Here is a 20,657-nt window from a genome sequence, read left to right on the forward strand (position 1 = left end):
GTGTGGCTGCCACGTCCTCCATGGCGCTGGCCCCCCAGGCGGCCCCCTCGCCGAAGCCCGTCCCGGCTTCGCAGTCCATGACCAAGCTGCCGGCCGCGCCGGTCGAGAAGGTCATCGTCACCTACAAGTCCAAGACCACCGAGGCCACTTCCAACACCGCGGCCAAGAACGATGCCACGGCCAAGGGCGCGGAGACCGGGGAATCCCTGTCCTTCGAGCGCCGGCTGGCAGGCGGCTCGGCGCTGGTCGACCTCGGCGGTGAGGCGTCCAAGCAGGAGCTCACCGAGGTCCTCGACGCCTTCCGCGCCGACCCCTCCGTCGCGTCCGTCGAGCCCGACATCCGCGCGTACGCCATGGCGGTCACCCCGAACGACACCGAGTACGCCAAGCAGTGGGACCTCTTCGAGGCCACCGGCGGCATGAACGTACCCGGGTCCTGGGACAAGACCACCGGCAGCGGCGTGACCGTCGCCGTGATCGACACCGGTTACGCCGCCCACACCGACCTGAGCGCGAACACCGTCTCCGGATACGACTTCATCTCCAGCTCCGCCGATGCCCGTGACGGCGGTGGCCGCGACAGCAACCCCGCGGACGAGGGCGACTGGAACGCCACCGACGGCGAGTGCGGCACCGGCTCCAAGGCGGGCAACTCGTCCTGGCACGGCACGCACGTCGCGGGCACCATCGCGGCGACGGCCCACAACAGCATGGGCGTTGCGGGCATCGCGTACGGCTCCAAGGTCCAGCACGTCCGCGTGCTCGGCAAGTGCGGCGGCTCGTCGTCGGACATCGCCGACGCGATCACCTGGGCGTCCGGCGGAACCGTCCCGGGCATCCCGGCCAACCCGAACCCGGCCCAGGTCATCAACATGAGCCTCGGGGGCGCGAGTTCCACCTGCCCGAGCGTCTACCAGAACGCGATCAACGGTGCGGTGCAGCGCGGCACGACGGTCGTAGTGGCGGCGGGCAACAGCAACGCCAACGCCTCCGGCTTCACGCCCGCCAACTGCGGCAACGTCATCAACGTGGCGTCCACCAGCCGTGAAGGCAACCGCTCGTTCTACTCGAACTTCGGCACCATCGTGGACATCGCCGCCCCCGGTGGTGAGACCCGACGGGCCACGGACACACCCGGCACCGTCACCACGCCCGAGAACGGCATCCTCTCCACGCTGAACTCCGGTGCCACCACCCGGTCCACCGAGAACTACAAGCCCTACCAGGGCACTTCGATGGCCGCCCCGCACATCGCCGGCCTCGCCGCGCTGCTGAAGTCGGCGAAGAGCACGCTGACCCCGGCCGCGATCGAGTCCGCGATCAAGAGCAATGCCCGTCCGCTGCCCGGCACGTGCACCGGTGGCTGCGGCGCCGGCATCGCCGACGCGGCCAAGACGGTGACCGCGGTCACCGGAACCACCGGCGGCACCACATTCACCAACGCCGCGAATATCAACATCCCGGACGCCGGCAGCGCCGTGAGCTCGTCGATCGCCGTCACCGGCCGCACCGGCAACGCGCCCGCCGCCCTCAAGGTGGACGTGGACATCAAGCACACCTGGCGCGGGGACCTGGTCGTCGACCTGGTCGCTCCGGACGGCACGGTGCGCAACCTGAAGGCCTCCTCCAGCTCGGACAGCGCCGACAACGTCCTCGCTACGTACACCGTCGACGCCTCCAGCGAGGTCGCCAACGGAACGTGGAAGCTGCAGGTCCGCGACGTGTACTCGGGTGACACCGGCTACATCGACTCCTGGAGCCTTACCTTCTGATCCGACCGGATCACATGTGAAAAGCCTGGTCAACGGGGCCTGTCGGCGCGAGGATGCCGACAGGCCCCGCTGTGCGTCCGTCGGCCGCCGCGTCCGTATGCCGGACAAGCCTGGACTCCGACCGACGACTTCGTATCTTCTGCTCGCGAACAAGCGGTCTGCGGGCACGCCAAAAGGTGGTGGTGGTACGTGGAGTCGACGGCGTACCCCCACACGCCGGTCGGACGGGACGACCTGCTGGTACGTCTCGAGGGAATGCTGTACGCCCGGGGGCGTGTGCTGCTCACCGGCGCCGTCGGCGTGGGCAAGACCGAGGTCGCGATGGCTGCCGCCGCCCGCGCCGAATCCCGGGGCGAAACGGTCGTGCGGCTCGCACCCCAGACCGCGGACCGCTGCATGCCCGGCGCGGCTGCCGCGACACTCCTCGCCTCGGTGCCGGCGACCGCCGTGGAAGGGCTGCCGGGGCCACAGCGCGCCGCCGTCGCCATGCTGTGCCGGGAGGCGCCGACGCCGGACCGGGGCTGGGACCCCATCGCCCTGCGGCTCGCCCTCGCGCAGGTCCTGCGGTCGCTGACGTGCGTGGGCCCGGTCCTGCTCGTCATCGACGACGTACAGCGACTGGACCCGGACAGCGCGGATCTGCTCCGGTTCGGCCTGCACCTCGCGCCACCGAGTCTGCGAGTCATAGCGGTCGAGTCGCCCGCGACGGCCGCGCTCCCCGGACAGCGCACGGCCGCGAGCGCCGACGCGCCGACCGTCCGGCCGCCGGGGGAAGACGGCGGGGCCCACGCCCGAACCGCGGACCACCAGAACGACGAACCGGGCCCCGGCTCCCGCCCCGCCCCCGCAACCGCGGATCGCACGGACCACCGTCACCGCGCCCCCACGGCGGACCACGTAGCCGCCGAGCCCGGCCGGCATTACGGTGCCCCGGTCACGGACCATCCGTACGCCGGGCCGGACGGGGCGACCGGCCACGCGCCCGTGGGGGCAGCCTCCGCGCCGCCGGCCACGCCCCGGGACGGTGGATCCGTTCCCGCGGAGCCGCTCTGGGCTTCCGCCGACGCCGACGTTCTCCTCGTGCCGCCCCTGCACGCCGACGAGGTCGCCGAGCTTCTCGTGCACCACCGGCTGCCCTCGCGGCTGGCCGGGCGGATCCACCACGCCAGCGGCGGCAACCCCCGGCTCGCGCTGGCTGTCGGCCGTGCGCTCGCCGAGGCGCACCCGCGCGTGCACCACGCGGAGGCGTTGCCGCTGGCCGGGCGGGCCCGGGACCTCGCCCGGCAGATGCTCGCAGCCGCGCCCCCGGCCATCCGCGACACCCTCCTGCTGGCCGCCCTCGCCCTCCGCCCGACCGCCTCACTGATCCGGCGCGCGGGCCGTCTCGACGCGGAGGCCGACCTGTCCACGGCCGAGCGGGCGAACCTGATCTCCCTCAAGGAGGACGGCACTGTCGTGTTCACCGCCGGCGTTCTGCCCTCCACCCTCGTTCACGATTCCCGCTGGGCGGAGCGCAGCGCGGCCCACGCCGCCCTGGCCGGCGCCGCCGACGACCTCGTAGAAGCGGCCCGGCAGCGGGCTCTGGCCGCCGACGCGCCGGACGAGGAACTGGCCGTCGAGGTCGCCGCCGCGGCCGAGGCCGCGCGCCGCCGCGGGCAGCGCGCACTCGCCGCGGAACTGGCCCTCCTCGCCGCCGAGTCGACCCCCGTCCACCTCGCCGCGGAGCGGCTCGCGAGGCTGGTCGGCGCGGCCGAGGAAGCCGCCCGCGCCGCCCGCGCCGACCTGGCCCTGCGCGCAGCCACCGAGATCCTGGCCCGCGACAACTCCCCGGCCGACCGGGTACGCGCCCGACTGGCGGTCCTCGACACCGCCGGACAGGGCCTCTGCGACCTCGACGAGGTCTACGTACACGCCATGGAGGACGCCGCCGGCGACGCGGCGCTGCAGGCGGCCGTCCACCTGCGCCTGGCGTGCAAGTACGTACTGGCCGACGGTGACCCCGTCCGGTCGCGCGCCGCGGCCATCGAGTCCGCCTCCCTCGCCACCACGGTGGGGGACCACCGGACGGCGGCCGACGCGCTCACCGTACGGGCCAGGATGGACCGCTGCCTCGGCGCGCCGGACGCCGAGCCGGTCCTGGCGGAGGCGCGAGCCCTGGAAGTAGCGGAGGAGCCCCTCGGCATCCGCAATTCCGCCCAGATCCTGACGGCTCGGCACGCGCTCTTCGACGACCGGCTCACCGAAGCCCGTACCCAACTGCACGCCCTGCTCCCGCTGGTCGAGCGCCGAGGCCCCGTAGAGGACGCCATCGAGATCCGGCGCACGCTCGCCGAGGTCGAGGCGCGGCAGGGACACTGCGCTGCTGCCCTCTCCCACGCCGGCCGCTCGCTGGCGCTGACTCTGGACGCCGGGCTTTCGCCGGGCCCCGCGTGGTACGCCGTGGCTCTCGCCGAGACGGCCGGCGGCAGCTTCCTGCGCGCGGCGAGTTACGCGCGGCGCGGCGCCCGGGCGTCGGAGGACGAGGGCGACCATGTCTTCCTGTCCCGCAATCTGTACGCCCTGGGGCGCGTTCAGCTCATCACCGGCGACGTCGCGAACGCACTCGACACCCTGCGCCGTGTTCAGGAGGGCGAGCGGGCGCAGGGCACCATCGACCCCTCCCTGCTGCGCTGGCACGAGGAGCTCGCCGAGGCGATGCTGGCCAACGACGCGCCGGACGCGGCGGCGGCGCTGCTCGCAGAGGTGCGTCCGGTGGCGGAACGCCTGGGCCGCACCACAGTGCTGATCGGCTGCGACCGGGCGTACGCCCTTTACCTGGCGGCCACCGGTGAGGCGGGCGAGGCCGTCCGGCTGCTGAGCGAGACAGCCGCGCGCTTCGAAGCGGCCGGGCTCCCACTGGAGCAGGGCCGCGCCCTGGTCGCCCTCGCCCGCGTCGAACGCCGCCGCCGCAGACGGGCGTCGGCCCAGGCCGCGCTGCACTCCGCCGCCGCGGTCTTCGACCGGGCCGCCGCGGCGCCCTGGCTGCAGCTGGCCACCGAAACCCCGTCCCGGGTGGAGGCGGCCCCGGCGACCGGCGGTGCCCTGTCGGTCCTGACCGAGGCGGAGCAGCGGCTCGCCCTGCTGGTCGCCCAGGGCGCGAGCAACCAGGAAGCCGCGGCGAAGCTGTACCTCAGCGTCAAGACCGTCGAGGCCCGGCTGACGCGCATCTACCAGAAGCTGGACATCCGCTCGCGGGCCCAGCTGGCCACCACCCTGGGGTCCTGGGCGGGGCGCCAGGGAGCGGAGACCGCCGAGGCAACCGTCTGACGCAGCCGGGGCGGCGGTACGGAAACCCGTACCGCCGCCCCGGCTTACGACGTCATCGGTAGTTGACGAACTGGATCGCGAAGTCCAGGTCCTTGCCCTTCAACAGCGCCTGAACGGCCTGGAGGTCGTCCCGGCTCTTCGAGCTGACGCGCAGCTCGTCGCCCTGCACCTGCGCCTTGACGCCCTTCGGGCCCTCATCGCGGATGATCTTGGCGACCTTCTTCGCGTTGTCCTGCGAGATCCCCTCCTCGATGGAGGCGAAGATCTTGTACTCCTTGCCGGACAGCTGCGGCTCGCCCGCGTCCAGCGCCTTCAGCGAGATCCCGCGCTTGATGAGCTTGGTCTCGAAGACGTCGAGGATCGCCTTGACCCGCTCCTCCGAGTTCGCCTGCATCAGAATCTTCTCGCCGGACCAGTCGATCGAGGCGCCGACGTTCTTGAAGTCGTACCGCTGCGAGATCTCCTTGGCGGCCTGGTTGAGGGCGTTGTCGACCTCCTGCCGCTCGACCTTCGAGACGATGTCGAAACTGGAGTCGGCCATGTCCTGTGGCTCCTTGAAATCGGGTGCGGTTGCTCAGTGGCGTGCACGGCCGGACCTCCCGGACCGCCCGGTAAAGCCTAGTCACCGCGCCCGCCCCCGGCGCTGATCAATCCGGTGGCGAAGCACCCCTTGGCATCGGGTATCGTTTACGTCGTTGCCACGGAGCACCGCCCCACAGCGGTCCTACCGACGGCGGCATCCCATGGCGGTGTGCCCGAGTGGCCAATGGGAGCGGACTGTAAATCCGTCGGCTTAGCCTACCCAGGTTCGAATCCTGGCGCCGCCACGCGATGCAAGACCCCCGTTGAACTGCGGAAACGCAGTTCAACGGGGGTCTTCGTGTCGATCCCGGCGCATCGAGGTTGACGGCGTGCCGTACCGGTGGCGGGTGCGTGGACGGCCGACGTACAGCCAGGGGATGGGCTGGACGGCACTCTCGTACGCGATCGAACACGCGACCGACCCTGGCGCGCTGCTGATCGTCGAGACGGGGCGCCTGCATCCGGGCAACTGGATGGCCGAGCCCGCGGTCGCTGTGCTCCCGGCCGACGTCGCCGCGGCGATTCGGGCTGGCTTGGACGCTGGGTGGCGACCCTTGCAGGTCGGCGCACCTTTCCGGCTCGAGTGTCGGAAGAGAGCGGTCGGGAGCCGGCCTGATGTGGGAGGGGCGCCATAGCGCGCCATAAGAAATGGGCCCCTGAGTCACGCCAGTCCGCGCCACGACTGGCCGACCCGCTCTGGGGTCTACCGGACCGGACCTTGCTCGTCGACGAGGAAGGTGGGTGCTCCCAGGAACAGGTCGGTGGCCGCCGGGCCGTAGGCGATGTTGAAGGTGTCCAGCCAGTAGTACCAGTCCTGCATCCCCGCGGCGCTGCTGAACCGGTAGTTCAACTGCCAGCGGACCCACTGCCCGGGGGCAAGCCGCACGGCCGGGGGCCGTCGTGCCCGGGGCGGCAGGGCGAACAGAGGCTGCACCCGGGGGAAGACCCGCAGGCGACCGTTGGACTCACAGAGCTGGACATCGACCTTGGCGAGGTCCTCCACCGTGTCACGAGGCTGGAAGTCCTCCCACTCGCGGATACGGACCACGTGAGCGCAACTCGCCAAAGCGGGCGGAAGAGGGAACCCGACGGGGATGGCGTTCCTGCGCGCGGCAGGCTTCCCTCCCCGGGACTGCTTGGTCCATGACGTCCGTATCCACTGCACAGTGATGTCCACGGCGGCTCATTCTCCGGCCAGGTCGTCGAGGGTCTCGGAGTAGTAGCGGCGCCGGTCGGCCAGTACCTTGGCGACTTCCTCGTCCGTGGTCTCGGAGAGCTCCCCGAGATCCTCCAGGAGATGGTCCCGCTGGGGATGGTCGGCGCCTTGGGCGTACTCCAGGGTGGGGGCCACTCCGGCGGCGAACAGCAGCTGGTGGGGGAGTCCGCACCAGGTGTCGAAACTCCTGCAGACCGCTTCCCACAGAATCCAGACGTCGTCGAGGCGGCGCTCTTGGGCGACGCGCAGGGCGGCAATCTCGATGGTGTGGCTGAAGCCCCAGGAGTGCCCGTGCCAGCGAGTCTCCTGGACCAGCAGGTACCGGGCGAACTCCCCGTCTTCCTGGCCCGGTTCCCTGATCAGGGCCTCAAGGACCTGCTGTCGGTCCTCCCCGCGGCTGTCGATCGGCAGGCCGTCTTCCGTGTGCTGCCCGTCGAACTCCAGCAGTTCCCACCGTTCGGGGTCCTCGCGCCACCAGGTCAGGTCGGGTATCGCGGAGTGGCTCATTGATACGGGATCCGTCCGGGAGAGGTGGCGTTGACACGCGAGTCTGGGAGGGGCCGGCCACTCGGCGTCCTTGCCCATCCCGGCCAATAGTGCACCGCTGCAACATGGTGGGCGCCCCCCCCAGACCCATGAGTGGCTTCGCCGGCTTCCTTCGTCGAGACATCGATGCCGTCACGGCCAGGCATGAACGCGCCTCGTTCCAGCTGCTGCGCATTGCTCTTCCGCGCCGGCGGGACTCCTCTCGGGGAGCCATCGAACGCCGGCCCGTCCGGGCGGCGGTGACCGTCACTGTCGCCGACATTCTCGACGCCGAAGCCGACCCCGAGCAGAACCGCGGAACTCCGCAAAGTTGATCCATCATCAGGTTCGGTCTGTCTATTGACCTAACGGAGAGGCAGGCCATAGGTTCCGGCCTCACGTGGCAGGGTTCTGACACCCCGTCATCGCCCTCAGATTTCTGTGTGACTCCACGAGAGGTGTCATGAATAAGCGCTTGACACGCACCACGGGAATGATCGGCGCCACCGCGGCTCTTGCCGTCGTGAGCCTCTTCACCAGCGCGGGTACCGCATGGGCAATAGTCGACACGATACGGCAAGGTTCGGACTCAAGTACGTGGGACCGTTCCGCGCACAAATTCACTGTGTGCGACAACGAATCGGACGGCCACCAGGTCTACGTCTACTTCGAGAAGGTCCAGGGTCAAACGTCATCGCCGGTCTACGACCCTGATAGCTACGGCGGGGGCTGCGGGGGTGGCACCCTCACCTCGAGTCCGTCCAATCAATGGGACAAGTGGATTCTGTGCGAAGACATCCCCTTTTGGCCTGACGACTGCACCTACGGAGGATTGAGCTGGGCATAGGGCGTGCGGCCATGAGTCTTTCGAGCTAAACCGCGGCACCTGAAATGAGGACAGCCCTCACGGGATTGGACCGTGGGGGCTGCCCTGCGTCACAGTCAGAAACTAACCTAAGTGTGCCAAAGCGGTGCAACGACGGACAGGAACGGATGCAGCCGCGGACGGTCAGGGGCCGTCATCGGAGGTCACCAGGGCTCCCACTGCGGACCGGACCAGCGATCGAATCGCTTCGGGGCAATGCATCCCGGCCCAATCCCGAGGTGTTGCAGCCCATCGGCGCAGCCGACCTTGAAGGTCGTGTCGCTGGAGGGCGACTCCTCCGAGTGCCCGGTCGAGCCTGCCGTGGACGAGACGTGGACGGCAGACCTGCGAGCAGCGTCCTCTGCCCACTCTGCCGCAGGTCAGACGGGGTGCGAGTGCGCGTTCGCCAGGAGTCTGTAGATCCGTCGGCTTGTGAGCCGCCCACTCCCCGCAGCCTCACTGCGGGACCAGTGGGCAATGTGAACGGAGACCAGGTTGCTCCTTCGTGGAGGCGGTGGTACCCCGCCCGCATCGTCTCTCGGGGACGGCGCTTGCTGGAGGCGCTGTTCAGCTCTGGGGGTCGGGCAGCGTGTCGCCGGTCTCCAGCAGGGTCTTGAGGCTGGAGAGGAGGGCGGGCCAGCCCTCCTGGATCATCGTCCGGACGGTGCCGCCGGGCTCGAATCCGTCGTGGACAACGGTGAGCTTGACCGTTTCGCCGGCGGGCTCGATGTCGAAGGTCACCTTGGACCGGGGCTCGACGGCGATCTTGGCGAGGGTTTCGTCATCGACTCCGGCGGCCTTGGCCCATTCGGGGGTGAAGGTGTGCCAGGTGTAGGAGAGCCGCCGGTACGGGCTGGATTCGAGGATGACCTGTCCGGGGTCGGAAGTCTTCATGCCCTCCCCTTCCCAGGACATGGCGGACCCGGTCTGCCAGTCGGTGGCGAACTCCAGGCCCCAGTAGCGGCGGGTGAAGGCGGGGTCGGTCAGGCCCTGCCAGAGCTTTTCCGGCGTGGTCCTGATGTAGGTGACGTAGACAAACGCGTTGCTGTCCATGGGTGCGTTCTCCAGTGCGTGTCTCAGGTCGGCGAGTGCGTGAACCCGTCCACGGTCGTAGCGGCTGATCCAGCGTTCGGCGGTGGCGTTGATCGGCTCCGCGTTGAGGTAGTGCAACTTCTCCCGGCCTCGCCACGCGGTGGTGACCAGGTTGGCGCCCTCGAGCAGAGCCAGGTGCTTGCTGACCGACTGCCGGGCCATGTCCAGCTCGGAGCACAGCTCCCGGAGGGTCTGCCCGTTGCGGGCGTTCAGGCTGTCCAGCAGCCGGCGTCGGCCGGAGTCGGCCAGCGCCTTGAAGACCTCATCCATTTCCGCCCTCCAATACGCAACCCCACGGCTGCATAAAACGATAGGCAGCCATTTGGGTGCATGTCAATCGAGGGGTCCGTTCAGCTCGGAAAGGCGCCAAGGGGGACTGCGGATACCCCGAAACGGTGCTCCCCGTTCTCTTTGCCCGAGTGGCCCGCCCCGGTCGGTTGGTTCCGCCGGAACCCCCTCACCCCAGCCCGGACGTCGTCACGCGTCATCGAGGCCGGCACCGACTCCTACCGCGTCGCCACCACCCGTGCCGCACCGAACGACCGGCCGGAGCCGGGGGATCGCCGGTCCCGGGTGGGGAGCCGAATGCCGCCTCGGTCGGCGTTCTCGGGTTCTCCGCAACCACCAACGGCCTGCCGCCCACCCGCTCGTGGGTTTGGGATTCGGCAGAAACGGCCCTTGATCTGCGGAAACGCAGATCAAGGGCCGTTCTCGTGCTGGCCGTGCCAGGGGTGTGCTGTTTCGTTCCGTCTAGCCCGCTTGCGCTCTCTGCCGGAGTCCCATGGAGGCCGCGCCGTGGGCTCGGGGCCACGGGCCCGCCATTCCGCGGCTGTGGACCGGGGGCCGGATGGCTGCAGTAGTCGGAACTACGTCAGCCGACAAGGATGATCACCACGTCGTTGAAGTTCCTGCCGTCACGGTCGAAGAAGTCGCAATGGCGACGATCGTCCCAGCCCCCCCAGTCGGAGCAACGGAAATCGTCCCTGTTCTCGCTCGAGGCGAACGCCCCGGTCGCCGGCATCACGCCAAGTGCGAGCCCTGCGGCTCCTGCTGATATTGCGGCAATGATCCTTCGGCGCATTCTCATGCACCTCCGAGCATCTATCGCTGATCGGACATTCAGGCAATTTCTACACTCCTCCCCTCCCGGTGAGCTGTCAAAGAGAGGCATGGGGCCCGGCCCGCAGGACGGATCCCCGCGCAGCGCGCCGGGTCGCGCGAGGATCCTCGCGTCCGCCCCGCGCCGACGGCGGTCTCTCGCGGGTCCCTCACAGAAAGATCACTGGTCGGCTGCGGACCAGCGGGACGGCAGGCGAATGCGTGGACGGCGGGGGCGCCAGGCGCGAGCGCCGACACGGCCGGGAACGGGTCAAGCCGCGACCCCCGGGTTGGCGGTATGACCCTCGCGGGGCGTCGGCGTCGGCTCTGACAGGTCCGGCCGGTCCGGAGGAGAGGTCGGGGGCCGGCTCTGCGACGGCCGCCCGGCGGCCGTCGAAGCGAGCATCATTCCCCCCGGATGAACGTCCCCAGGCCGTTCTGATCGAGGTATTCAACGCGCATCACGGCAGCCGTGTCCCTGTCGCCGACGGTGAAGGTGACGCCGGTGAGTCCGACCGCGTTCTCCCCGGCGGTCATGAAGCTGAACGTGTCTCCGTCGTAGTGCGTCAGGGGGAAGCGCATCTCCTTGGGGCCGAGCTGCAGCGCGAGCCCACCGTCCTGACGCGTCGTCACCACGACCCTCCCGTAGTAGGCGTTGTCGTACGTCCCGGTGTACGCGCCGTCGGCGCGGGCGGGTTCGGCGCCGTCGGGCGGATCCGCGTAGTCCGTGGGCGATTTGGCCGCCTCTTCCTCCTTCGCATAGATACCGCCCACCAGCGGCAGCCAGTCGGTACTGGGCTTGCCGTTCTGGGCGGTGTCGAAGAAGTCGAGGGCCACCGAGTCGGCCATTCCGACCGGCTCGCCGTTGGTGAGGACGACTATGCCCAGCTCTTCGCCGGGCAGCATCGTCACATTGGTGTTGGCGCCGAGCGCGAACGCGCCGGAGTGGCTGAGGCGGAGTCTGCCCTGGTCGTCGTAACTGACGTTCCAGCCCAGGCCGTAGAAGCCGGCACGTCCCGCCGGGTCCGCCGGCGGCTGGGCCACGATCTCGGGCAGGTGAGTGCGTTCCAGGCTCTCGGCGTCGATGACCTGCCGCCCGCCGACCTTTCCGTCCGCCAGCTGCAGCCGCAGCCACCGGGTCATGTCACGGGCAGTGGAGCTGACACCGCCCGCCGGTGCTTGTGCGTCCGCATCCCGTACGAAGGCCGCCCGCCAACTGCTGTCGCTGGACCGCACATGGGTGACGGCCTTGTCCGAGGCCTGCTCGTAGTCGGCGAAGCGGGAGCTGGTCGACTCCATACCGGCCGGCCTGTACAGAATGTCCTCGCTGAGCTTCTCCCAGCCGACCCCCTTCGCGCGGGCGACGGCTTCCGCGGCCGCCGTGAGGCCGAAGTTGGTGTACGCGTAGCTCGCACGGAACGGGGTGAGAGGCTCGTACCGAAGGCGGCTCAGGATGTACGGGCGGTCGTACCCGAGGTCCTCCAAGAGGTCACCGGCGTGGTCCGGCAAGCCACTGCGGTGCGAGAAGAGATCCGCGACGGTCACATGGCTCGTCACCCAGGGGTCCTTGAGGGCGAAGCCGGGAAGATGCCCGGCCACCGGCTCGTCCCAGCTCACGACTTCGTCCCCAACGGCCCCGGCGACGACGGTGGAAGCGAGCGGTTTCGAGAGCGACGCCAGCTGGAACACCGTGTCCGGACCGACTTTCGGGGACTGGCCGATCCTTCGCTCGCCGAAGCCCTTCAGGTAGGCCACCCGGTCCTGGTACACGACGCCCACGGCTGCGCCGGGGACGCCGGTGCGTCGCATCGCGCGGTCGACGACCCCGTCGAGCTTGCCGATGGCCGCATCCACGTCCGCCTCGGTGAGCTGGGGCGGAGGCTCGGGCGGAGGCGCCTGCGGTGCGGACGGCGAAGGTGAGGGGCTCGGCGCGGTGACACCGGAAGTCAGGGCCGTCGCCCCGGCCAACAGGACGACCACACCCGATGCGGCGAGCCTACGGCCCTTGTGGAACCGCACGCGGTCCACGGCGCGCATAATGCCATTGAACGCCCAAAGGGTGTCATTGTCGCCCGGACTGCCGCGCCGGACTGCCGCGCCCGGCCACCGCCCCGGACGCCGTCCCGGGCAGCCTGCCAACGAAGCCGACCCGCCAAATCGCAGTCTCGGGATACTCCGAGAGCAAGTCCTGATGGACGCGGCCGAGGCAGGCAGCGGACTGCCGGCCATGGCATCGCGACGGTGGCGGGACTCAGTTGCCCGCGACGTCCTTCACCGCGACGGGGATCGGCTTCGATCCGGAGATCGCTTCGAGCGTCAGCCCGGCCGTCGCGGGGGTTTCGATCAGCTCCGCGAGGACCGCGGCCACGTCGTCGCGTGGGATCTGGCCGCGGCCCGTGCGCGCCTCCAGACGTACCAGCCCGGTGCCTGGGTCATTCGTCAGGAACCCCGGCCGCAGGATCGTCCACTCCAGGCCCAGCCGGGTCTTCACGTACTCGTCTGCTTCGCCCTTGGCCCGCAGGTACACGTCGAACACCTCGTCGCCCGGGTGGTTGGGGTCGGCGCCCATGGACGAGACGATGATGAACCGCCGTGCGCCCGCCCGCTCTGCAGCGTCCGCGAAGAGCTTCGCCGCGTCGCGGTCCACCGTGTACTTGCGCTGGATGCCGCTGCCCGGCCCCGCGCCCGCCGCGAACACCGCTGCGTCCGCGCCCTGGAGTACCGCCGCGACCTGTTCCAGCGATGCCGACTCCAGGTCGCACAGCACGGGTTCGGCGCCGGCCTCCCGCAGGTCGTCTCCCTGCTCCCGCTTGCGGATGATGCCCGCGGCCTCGTATCCGCGCGCGGCGAGCAACCGCTCCAGCCGCAGCGCGATCTGACCATGTCCTCCGGCGATGACGATGCGCATGTCTACGACCGTACGCCGTGAACCAGCGCTCCGCTCAGGGTGGTGAATTGGGGGCGGCGTACGGTCCCGGACCACCGCCCCGGATCACGGTTCCGGATCAGAGCGCCCCTGTCGCGGCAGATCGAGCGCCACCGCGGCGGCGGAGTCGCAGTACTCGCGCACCGCGCTGGTCCGTGCCACCACCCGGCCCCGGTGGATCACGATCCTGCTGTACGCCAGCGAAAGCACCCCCGCGAGCCGGTCACCCCGTACCGCGAGGAGCTCGGCCGGGAAGCCCGCCTCCACCCGTACCTCCGGCAGACCCAGCGCATCCCGGGCCGCGGTGCTGATGGACTCGTACGCCTCCTGCGCCCGCAGCCCGCCCTGCGAGGCCAGCAGATAGGCGGCCTCCAGCGGGTCCCCGCGGCCCACCGGATTGCTGACGTCCCGGAGCGCCCCGCTGCCGGCGGCGACCCTCACCCCGGCGGTCCGCAGCAGCCGGACCGGGGCCGTCCGCAGCCCGCGCCGCTCCAGGGCGCCGCAATCGCCCTGTGGCAGGCAGACGACGGTGACACCGGCGGCGGCGAGTTGGTCGGCGGCCCGGGTGGCGACGTCCAGGGGGAGCCGGGAGAGTCCACCGCAAGGACCGATCGTGACTCCGGGACGCAATCCGCCGGCCATCGCCGCCAGGCGTGCGAGCCGGGCCGGATCGTCACCGTCCGTGTGCAGGTCGACGGGGCAGCCCTGCTCGGCGGCGACCTCCAGAACCGTCTGCGTGTAGCCCGTGGGATCGGGGTCGAGATCGGGACATCCGCCGACCACCGCGGCGCCCATCTTGACCGCGTCGCGCAGCATCGCGAGCCCGTCGGCCCCGGCCGCCCCGGTGAGCAGCCGGGGTACGGCGACCGCTGTGAGGTCCGTGAGCCCGCGCAGCGACCGGCGGGCCTGGAGCACGGCCTCCATGGGTCCGAGCCCCTGCACGTCGCCGATGCGCACGTGCGAGCGCAGAGCGGTGGCGCCGTGCCCGAGCTGGAGCAGCGCGGCCTCGGTGGTGCGCCGCTGGACGTCCTCGATCCCGTACGAGAGAGGGCCGTCGGCGTCGGCGCTGAGCGCCGTGTCGCCGTGGGCATGCGGCTCGGCGGGGGCCGGCAGAAGCAGGTAGCCGCTCAGGTCGACCCGGGCGGCGTGACCGGCCAGGCTGCCGGACGTGCCGACCGCCTCGATGCGGCCGCCGCTCAGGCGGACGTCCACCGTGCGGCCGTCGGTGAGCCGGGCGCCGCAGAGCAGTAGCGCCGTGCTGTCGGCGCTGTTCGTGGGCGGCTGATGCGGCTGCGGCTGGCTGTCGGGCATCGCGCTCCTGGTGAACTGGGGCGGTGATCGGGACGGGGGCACCTCCAGCGGCGGCTGGGGGAGGGCAGGGAGGCAAGATCACGCAGCGTGAGTCGAGCCTAGGGCGCTGGCCAGCCACCTTGGCGGAGGAGCGCAATAGTCGTACCGGTGTGGTGCGCGGCGGCTGCCGAGGCGGCTGTGAACGGCCGGGAGAGGCGCCCGGATAAGGATTTGGGCGATCGGCGGCGGACCGTGTAATGTCTTCATCGCTCGCCCCAATAGCTCAGTCGGTAGAGCGTCTCCATGGTAAGGAGAAGGTCTACGGTTCGATTCCGTATTGGGGCTCTGGTGTGAGAGGTTCCCCGCCTTCGGGCGGGGAACGGATCACATCAAAGCGGTGTAGCTCAGTCGGTAGAGCAAGCGGCTCATAATCGCTGTGTCACCGGTTCAAGTCCGGTCACCGCTACACACAGTAGCCGATTGTGGGGTCGGTCTCCCGATCGGCTACTCTTTCTTGCGTTCATCCGTCCATATCCGTCAAGGAGCACTCACGTGGCTGCCACCGACGTCCGCCCGAAGATCACGCTGGCCTGCGTGGAGTGCAAGGAGCGGAACTACATCACCAAGAAGAACCGGCGTAACAACCCGGACCGTCTTGAGATGAAGAAGCACTGCCCGCGCTGCAACTCGCACACCGCGCACCGCGAAACGCGCTGAACCAGGCGCTGTTTTCCCTACAGGCACAGGCACGAGGTCGTCCCCTTCATCGGGGGCGGCCTCGCGTCGTTGTGTACGTGTACGGCTGTCGTGTACGGCCGATACGGCACATACCAGAGCAGGAGGTACCGAGCCATGACGCTCGACCAGTCCTTCGTCGGGCGGTCCTACCCGCCCACCGATCCTTACGAGGTCGGCCGGGAGAAGATCCGCGAGTTCGCCGAAGCGGTGGGTGACACCAATCCGGCGTACACCGATCCGGAGGCCGCCAAGGCGCTCGGCCACCCCGATGTGATCGCGCCGCCGACCTTTGTGTTCGCCATCACGTTCAAGGCTGCGGGCCAGGTCGTCGCCGACCCGCAACTGGGGCTGGACTACAGCCGCGTGGTGCACGGTGACCAGAAGTTCGCTTACACGCGACCGGTCCGGGCGGGCGACCGGCTCTCGGTCACCTCGACCATCGAGGCGATCAAGTCCCTCGCGGGCAACGACATCCTGGACATCCGGGGCGAGGTCCACGACGAGTCGGGCGAACACGTGGTGACCGCCTGGACGAAGCTCGTCTCGCGCGCCGCCGAGGGGGAGTGACAACGATGACAGCGAAGGTCGCGTACGAAGCGGTCGAGGTGGGCACCGAGCTGCCGGCCCAGTCGTTCCCGGTGAGCCGCGCCACGCTCGTGCGGTACGCGGGCGCCTCCGGTGACTTCAACCCGATCCACTGGAACGAGAAGTTCGCCAAGGAGGTCGGGCTCCCGGACGTCATCGCGCACGGGATGTTCACCATGGCCGAGGCGATCCGCGTGGTCACGGACTGGGCGGGCGACCCGGCCGCGGTGGTCGAGTACGGCGTGCGTTTCACCAGGCCCGTCGTCGTCCCGAACGACGACACGGGTGCGCTGATCGAGGTGACCGCCAAGGTCGCCGCCAAGCTGGACGACAGCCTGGTACGGGTCGACCTGACCGCGACCAGCGCCGGCCAGAAGGTGCTGGGCATGTCCCGCGCCGTGGTCCGGCTCGCCTGAGGCAGGCTGGGCGGACAACGCCGAGGGCGCCCGTCCTGGACGGGCGCCCTCACGCACACAAGCTCTGCCGTCACCGGCCTCGCCGTGGCCAGCGGTCCGCTCATCGGCGGCAGCCTCACCGAGCACAGCCTGCTCGTCGCAGCCTTCGTCCGCCACGGGTTCAGCCGCGGGAAGCCGATGCTCCCGATGCGTCCCTTCCGCAGTCGCGCCTTCTTCGGGATCAATGTCGCGAGCCTGCTCATGTTCCTCGGCATGTTCGGGTCGATCTTCCTGCTCGCCCAGTTCCTCCAGGGCGTTGCCGGCCACTCCCCCACCGAAGCGGGTCTGCGCATGCTCCCGTGGACCGGTATGCCGTTGATCGTCGCGCCCGTCGCCGGCTACCTCTCCGACAGGATCGGCGGCCGTCCGGTCGTCGTGGCGGGCCTCGCTCTGCAGGCCGTCGGTCTCGCGCTGTTCGCCCTGGTCCTCGAGCCCGGCGTCTCGTACGCGGCCCAGCTGCCCGCTCTCGTCCTCAGCGGCATCGGCATGGCGCCGTACTTCGCGCCGGCGGCCCGCCTGGTCATGTCCAGCGTCCCGCCGGGCGAGCAGGGCATCGCTTCCGGAGCCAACAACGCCCTGCGCGAGGTCGGAGCCGGTCAGGGTCCGACCCGGTGAGCAGTACGCACCGTCCGTGGCCCCGCCCGAGCGGCGGAGCCGCGGACCGTACTCTTGTCCCCGTGCAGGAACTCCACGACGCCCCCCTCGCCCCGCTGACCACCTTCCGCCTGGGCGGCCCCGCCACCCGGCTGATCACCGCGACGACCGACGCCGAGGTGATCGCGGCCGTCCGCGAGGCGGACGCGAGCGGCACCCCGCTGCTGGTCATCGGCGGCGGAAGCAACCTGGTGATCGGCGACAAGGGATTCGAGGGCACCGCCCTGCGCATCGCCACCACCGGCTTCGCGCTCGACGGCACGCGGCTGGAACTGGCCGCCGGCGAGGTCTGGACCGACGCTGTCGCCCGGACCGTCGAGGCGGGCCTCGCGGGCATCGAGTGCCTGGCCGGCATCCCGGGATCGGCCGGCGCCACCCCGATCCAGAACGTCGGTGCGTACGGGCAGGAAGTCTCCAGCACCATCACCGAGGTGGTCGCGTACGACCGCCACGCCGGCGAGACGGTCACCCTCGCCAACGCCGAGTGCGACTTCTCGTACCGCAACAGCCGCTTCAAGCAGGACCCGGAGCGCTATGTCGTGCTGCGCGTCCGCTTCCTGCTCGAGGACGCGGGCGGCCTCTCGGCGCCCCTGAAGTACCCGGAGACGGCCCGTGCGCTGGGCGTCGAGGCGGGCGAACGGGTCCCCGCGGCCACCGCCCAGGCCACGGTGCTGCGACTGCGGGCCGGCAAGGGCATGGTGCTGGACCCGGAGGACCACGACACCTGGTCTGCGGGCTCCTTCTTCACCAATCCGATCCTGACGGCCGAGGAGTACGCCTCCTTCCTGGTCCGGACGCATGAGCGCCTCGGCAGGGACACCACCCCGCCCGCGTTCCCGGCGGGGGATGGGCTCACCAAGACGTCCGCGGCCTGGCTGATCGACAAGGCCGGCTTCACCAAGGGGTACGGCACCGGCCCGGCCCGCATCTCGACCAAGCACACGCTGGCCCTCACCAATCGCGGCGAAGCGACCACGGAGGACCTCCTCGCCCTGGCCCGGGAGGTCGTGACGGGCGTGCGCGAGGCGTTCGGCGTCACCCTGGTGAACGAGCCGGTGACAGTGGGCGTGCAGCTGTAGGGCAAAAGGCGCCCCTAGTACGCGACGCCGACAGCCTGCTTCACGGTCGCCGGGTCCTGCATCATCTTCAGCATCGCGTGCGCCACATCGGCCCGGCCGATCATGTTGCCGCCACGCAGATTGGCGCCGAGCGCGGTCCGGTACCTGCCGGTCACGGGCTTGCGGGTCAGCTTGGGCGGCCGTACGACCGTCCACTCCGTCGTGCTGCGACGGATCTCGTCCTCCATCGCCGCCAGATCCACGTACACGTCGCGATAGACGCGCGAGACCAGTGGTGTCACGACCCGGCGAAGCAGAAACGTCTCGTCGGCCGGCACCGGGCCGATGGGGGCCGCACTCACCGCCAGAAAGCGGCGTACGCCCTCCGCCTCCAGCGCCCGCAGGATCGTCCGTGTGCAGGTGGTGGCGACACCGGCGTGCTTGATGCCCCGCGCGCCCACCCCGGACAGCACCGCGTCCCGCCCGGCCACGGCCGGCCGAAGAGCCTCCGGATCGTCCAGGCCGGCGGCGACGACCCGCAGCGCGGGGTCCCTAACAGTCAAGCGAGCGGGGTCGCGGACCACCGCGGTCACCTGGTGACCCGAGGCCAGCGCCTGCCGGACGATCTCGTGCCCGACGCCACCGGTGGCTCCGAAAACCGTGAGGTTCATTGCGTGACTCCAAAGTTGGTAAGTATTCACTCACCTCTAGGGTGAGTACTCACTCACCGCGTCGTCAAGCATGGCTGGAGCACACACGTGAAACCCGCACGGGCCCGCATCCTCGACGCGGCCGACCAGCTCATGCGCACCATCGGCCTGGCCAGGGCGACCACCAAGGAGATCGCCCGTGAAGCGGGCTGTTCGGAGGCGGCCCTCTACAAGTACTTCGCGAACAAGGAGGACCTTTTCCTCCATGTCCTCGAGGAACGGCTTCCCCGGCTGGGCCCGCTGCTCGCCGAGCTCACCGAGGACCTCACCGGCCACAGCGTGGAGGAGAACCTCGTCGCGATCGTCCGGCAGGCCGCGCGCTTCTACGAGTCCAGCTTCTCCATCGGTGCCTCGCTCTTCGCCGAGCCCACGCTCCTGCGCCGGCACGCCGAGGGCGTACACGCCCTCGGCAGTGGTCCGCACAAGCCGATCGACGCGGTCTCCGCGTACCTGCGCGTGGAGCGCGAGGCGGGCCGGATCGCACCGGACACCGACACCGAGGCGGCAGCGGCCCTGCTGATGGGCGCCTGCATGCAGCGTGCGTTCCTGCACGCCTTCCCGGACAGCGAGCCGGTCCGCCCCCTGGACGATTTCGCCCCGGCCCTGGCCCGTACGGTCCTGCGCGGAATTCGCCCGGAAGACACGCCCGCAGGCAGCGCGCCGTCCCAAGGCAGTACGCCCTGAGCCGGCACGCCCGGAGCCGGCGCGCCCTGACCGTCCCGCCCTAAGCCAGCCACTCGTCGACGCCGGCCAGCAGCTTGGCCTTCACGTCCTCCGGCGCCGCCGAGCCCCGCACCGACTGCCTGGCCAGTTCGGCCAGTTCCGGGTCGGTGAAGCCGTGGTGCCGCCTGGCCAGCTCGTACTGCGCGGCCAGCCGTGAACCGAACAGCAACGGGTCGTCCGCGCCGAGCGCCATCGGCACCCCCGCGTCGAACAGGGTGCGCAGCGGCACGTCCTCGGGCTTCTCGTACACACCCAGCGCCACATTCGAGGCGGGGCACACCTCACAGGTCACCCCACGCTCCGCGAGCTTGCGCAGCAGCCGCGGATCCTCGGCCGCCCGCACCCCGTGGCCGATGCGCGAGGCGTACAGGTCGTCCAGGCAGTCCCGTACCGACGAGGGCCCGGTCAGCTCGCCGCCGTGCGGCGCGGCGAGCAGCCCGCCCTCCCGCGCGATCGCGAAGGCCCGGTCGAAGTCTCTCGCCATGCCCCGGCGTTCGTCGTTGGAGAGGCCGAAGCCGACGATGCCGCGGTCCGCGTACCGCACGGCCAGCCGGGCCAGCGTCCGCGCGTCCAGCGGGTGCTTCATCCGGTTCGCCGCGACCACCACCCGCATACCGAGCCCGGTCTCCCGCGAAGCGGAATCCACCGCGTCCAGGATGACCTCCAGCGCGGGGATCAGGCCGCCGAGCATCGGCGCGTACGACGTGGGGTCGACCTGGATCTCCAGCCAGCCGGCGCCGTCCCGGACGTCCTCCTCGGCGGCCTCGCGCACCAGCCGGCGGATGTCGTCGGGGGAGCGCAGGCAGGACCGGGCGATGTCGTAGAGCCGCTGGAAGCGGAACCAGCCCCGCTCGTCGGTGGCCCGCAGCTTCGGCGGTTCGCCGCCGGTCAGCGCGTCGGGAAGGTGTACGCCGTACTTGTCGGCGAGCTCGAGCAGGGTCGTGGGCCGCATCGACCCGGTGAAGTGCAGGTGCAGGTGGGCCTTCGGCAACAGCCGTACGTCACGGAAAACGTGCTCCATTCGAGGATCCTGCCGTACACCCCGGCATCCCGGAAGCGGCT

Annotated in this window: 18 protein-coding genes, 3 tRNA genes and 1 pseudogene; 12 read left to right on the top strand and 10 right to left on the bottom strand. The window is 70.4% G+C overall.

The genetic code is table 11. The annotated features are described in order from the left end of the window. The first annotated feature begins 77 nt into the window (after positions 1–77). Entirely contained in the window at positions 78–1,772 is a 1,695-nt protein-coding gene (locus AB0M62_RS07025) for a S8 family serine peptidase (protein WP_366073294.1), read from the top strand. A 189-nt stretch (positions 1,773–1,961) separates the two neighbouring features. After that, positions 1,962–5,078, top strand: coding sequence for an AAA family ATPase (locus AB0M62_RS07030; protein WP_366073091.1), 3,117 nt, complete (start codon positions 1,962–1,964; stop codon positions 5,076–5,078). A gap of 52 nt (positions 5,079–5,130) precedes the next feature. Here the strand turns inward: AB0M62_RS07030 and AB0M62_RS07035 are convergent, their stop codons facing one another. Continuing rightward, positions 5,131–5,619, bottom strand: coding sequence for a YajQ family cyclic di-GMP-binding protein (locus AB0M62_RS07035; RefSeq protein ID WP_254372653.1), 489 nt, complete (start codon positions 5,617–5,619; stop codon positions 5,131–5,133). A gap of 204 nt (positions 5,620–5,823) precedes the next feature. Here AB0M62_RS07035 and AB0M62_RS07040 point away from each other — a divergent pair. Next, a tRNA-Tyr gene (locus tag AB0M62_RS07040) sits at positions 5,824–5,905 on the top strand. Between the two features lie 458 nt (positions 5,906–6,363). Here the strand turns inward: AB0M62_RS07040 and AB0M62_RS07045 are convergent. Together AB0M62_RS07045 and AB0M62_RS07050 are read right to left on the bottom strand one after the other, a co-directional pair. Then, positions 6,364–6,837 carry a hypothetical protein gene (locus AB0M62_RS07045; RefSeq protein ID WP_366073092.1) on the bottom strand — a complete coding sequence of 158 codons (474 nt, stop codon included), beginning with the start codon at positions 6,835–6,837 and terminating at the stop codon, positions 6,364–6,366. 6 nt (positions 6,838–6,843) lie between these two features. Continuing rightward, positions 6,844–7,383 (bottom strand): hypothetical protein, encoded by a 540-nt coding sequence (locus AB0M62_RS07050; protein WP_366073093.1) that lies wholly within the window; start codon positions 7,381–7,383, stop codon positions 6,844–6,846. Positions 7,384–7,511: 128 nt separating this feature from the next. Between AB0M62_RS07050 and AB0M62_RS07055 the strand changes: the two genes are divergently transcribed. Continuing rightward, the gene (locus AB0M62_RS07055; protein ID WP_366073094.1) at positions 7,512–7,736 is read left to right on the top strand and encodes a hypothetical protein; all 225 of its coding nucleotides are present in this window, start codon (positions 7,512–7,514) and stop codon (positions 7,734–7,736) included. Positions 7,737–8,833: 1,097 nt separating this feature from the next. Here AB0M62_RS07055 and AB0M62_RS07060 read toward each other — a convergent pair. The 5 genes from AB0M62_RS07060 to AB0M62_RS07080 form a co-directional block, all read right to left on the bottom strand. Continuing rightward, the gene (locus AB0M62_RS07060; protein ID WP_366073095.1) at positions 8,834–9,628 is read right to left on the bottom strand and encodes an SRPBCC domain-containing protein; all 795 of its coding nucleotides are present in this window, start codon (positions 9,626–9,628) and stop codon (positions 8,834–8,836) included. A gap of 601 nt (positions 9,629–10,229) precedes the next feature. Continuing rightward, entirely contained in the window at positions 10,230–10,379 is a 150-nt protein-coding gene (locus AB0M62_RS07065; RefSeq protein WP_366073096.1) for a hypothetical protein, read from the bottom strand. A gap of 482 nt (positions 10,380–10,861) precedes the next feature. Continuing rightward, positions 10,862–12,475: a serine hydrolase gene (locus tag AB0M62_RS07070; protein ID WP_366073295.1), complete on the bottom strand. Its 1,614-nt coding sequence runs from the start codon at positions 12,473–12,475 to the stop codon at positions 10,862–10,864. 232 nt (positions 12,476–12,707) lie between these two features. Next, positions 12,708–13,364: an SDR family oxidoreductase gene (locus AB0M62_RS07075; protein ID WP_366073097.1), complete on the bottom strand. Its 657-nt coding sequence runs from the start codon at positions 13,362–13,364 to the stop codon at positions 12,708–12,710. 84 nt (positions 13,365–13,448) lie between these two features. Further along, entirely contained in the window at positions 13,449–14,693 is a 1,245-nt protein-coding gene (locus AB0M62_RS07080; protein WP_366073098.1) for an amidohydrolase family protein, read from the bottom strand. A 251-nt stretch (positions 14,694–14,944) separates the two neighbouring features. Here AB0M62_RS07080 and AB0M62_RS07085 point away from each other — a divergent pair. The 7 genes and pseudogenes from AB0M62_RS07085 (at position 14,945) to AB0M62_RS07115 (ending at position 18,183) form a co-directional block, all read left to right on the top strand. Continuing rightward, a tRNA-Thr gene (locus AB0M62_RS07085) sits at positions 14,945–15,017 on the top strand. 48 nt (positions 15,018–15,065) lie between these two features. Further along, a tRNA-Met gene (locus AB0M62_RS07090) sits at positions 15,066–15,138 on the top strand. An 86-nt stretch (positions 15,139–15,224) separates the two neighbouring features. Next, the gene (gene rpmG / locus AB0M62_RS07095; RefSeq protein ID WP_003956487.1) at positions 15,225–15,389 is read left to right on the top strand and encodes a 50S ribosomal protein L33; all 165 of its coding nucleotides are present in this window, start codon (positions 15,225–15,227) and stop codon (positions 15,387–15,389) included. 135 nt (positions 15,390–15,524) lie between these two features. Further along, positions 15,525–15,977, top strand: a complete 453-nt coding sequence (locus AB0M62_RS07100; RefSeq protein WP_366073099.1) for a MaoC family dehydratase N-terminal domain-containing protein — start codon at positions 15,525–15,527, stop codon at positions 15,975–15,977. A 5-nt stretch (positions 15,978–15,982) separates the two neighbouring features. Then, positions 15,983–16,411, top strand: coding sequence for a MaoC family dehydratase (locus tag AB0M62_RS07105; RefSeq protein WP_366073100.1), 429 nt, complete (start codon positions 15,983–15,985; stop codon positions 16,409–16,411). Positions 16,412–16,474: 63 nt separating this feature from the next. Next, positions 16,475–17,065 (top strand): annotated as a pseudogene (locus tag AB0M62_RS07110) (MFS transporter); the annotation flags it as partial. Then, positions 17,062–18,183, top strand: a complete 1,122-nt coding sequence (locus AB0M62_RS07115; RefSeq protein WP_366073101.1) for a UDP-N-acetylmuramate dehydrogenase — start codon at positions 17,062–17,064, stop codon at positions 18,181–18,183. The pseudogene AB0M62_RS07110 and the gene AB0M62_RS07115, both read left to right, overlap by 4 nt. 14 nt (positions 18,184–18,197) lie before the next feature. On the opposite strand, the gene AB0M62_RS07120 is transcribed toward AB0M62_RS07115, so the two are convergent. Further along, positions 18,198–18,833: an NAD(P)H-binding protein gene (locus AB0M62_RS07120; RefSeq protein ID WP_366073102.1), complete on the bottom strand. Its 636-nt coding sequence runs from the start codon at positions 18,831–18,833 to the stop codon at positions 18,198–18,200. Between the two features lie 87 nt (positions 18,834–18,920). Here AB0M62_RS07120 and AB0M62_RS07125 point away from each other — a divergent pair, with 87 nt between their 5' ends. Further along, positions 18,921–19,556 carry a TetR/AcrR family transcriptional regulator gene (locus tag AB0M62_RS07125; RefSeq protein ID WP_366073103.1) on the top strand — a complete coding sequence of 212 codons (636 nt, stop codon included), beginning with the start codon at positions 18,921–18,923 and terminating at the stop codon, positions 19,554–19,556. Positions 19,557–19,596: 40 nt separating this feature from the next. Here the strand turns inward: AB0M62_RS07125 and AB0M62_RS07130 are convergent, their stop codons facing one another. Beyond that, positions 19,597–20,616, bottom strand: a complete 1,020-nt coding sequence (locus AB0M62_RS07130) for an adenosine deaminase (RefSeq protein WP_366073104.1) — start codon at positions 20,614–20,616, stop codon at positions 19,597–19,599. Between the last annotated feature and the right edge of the window lie 41 nt (positions 20,617–20,657).

Source organism: Streptomyces sp. NPDC051219, assembly GCF_040682335.1.
Taxonomy (GTDB): domain Bacteria; phylum Actinomycetota; class Actinomycetes; order Streptomycetales; family Streptomycetaceae; genus Streptomyces.

Bases quoted from the DNA above. Each gene is read 5' to 3' on its own strand.
- AB0M62_RS07025 (WP_366073294.1), top strand. From the start codon at position 78: ATGACCAAGCTGCCGGCCGCGCCGGTCGAGAAGGTCATCGTCACCTAC.
- AB0M62_RS07035 (WP_254372653.1), bottom strand. From the start codon at position 5,619: ATGGCCGACTCCAGTTTCGACATCGTCTCGAAGGTCGAGCGGCAGGAG.
- AB0M62_RS07050 (WP_366073093.1), bottom strand. From the start codon at position 7,383: ATGAGCCACTCCGCGATACCCGACCTGACCTGGTGGCGCGAGGACCCC.
- AB0M62_RS07055 (WP_366073094.1), top strand. From the start codon at position 7,512: ATGAGTGGCTTCGCCGGCTTCCTTCGTCGAGACATCGATGCCGTCACG.
- AB0M62_RS07060 (WP_366073095.1), bottom strand. From the start codon at position 9,628: ATGGATGAGGTCTTCAAGGCGCTGGCCGACTCCGGCCGACGCCGGCTG.
- AB0M62_RS07065 (WP_366073096.1), bottom strand. From the start codon at position 10,379: ATGCCGGCGACCGGGGCGTTCGCCTCGAGCGAGAACAGGGACGATTTC.
- AB0M62_RS07075 (WP_366073097.1), bottom strand. From the start codon at position 13,364: ATGCGCATCGTCATCGCCGGAGGACATGGTCAGATCGCGCTGCGGCTG.
- AB0M62_RS07080 (WP_366073098.1), bottom strand. From the start codon at position 14,693: ATGCCCGACAGCCAGCCGCAGCCGCATCAGCCGCCCACGAACAGCGCC.
- AB0M62_RS07100 (WP_366073099.1), top strand. From the start codon at position 15,525: ATGACGCTCGACCAGTCCTTCGTCGGGCGGTCCTACCCGCCCACCGAT.
- AB0M62_RS07105 (WP_366073100.1), top strand. From the start codon at position 15,983: ATGACAGCGAAGGTCGCGTACGAAGCGGTCGAGGTGGGCACCGAGCTG.
- AB0M62_RS07120 (WP_366073102.1), bottom strand. From the start codon at position 18,833: ATGAACCTCACGGTTTTCGGAGCCACCGGTGGCGTCGGGCACGAGATC.
- AB0M62_RS07130 (WP_366073104.1), bottom strand. From the start codon at position 20,616: ATGGAGCACGTTTTCCGTGACGTACGGCTGTTGCCGAAGGCCCACCTG.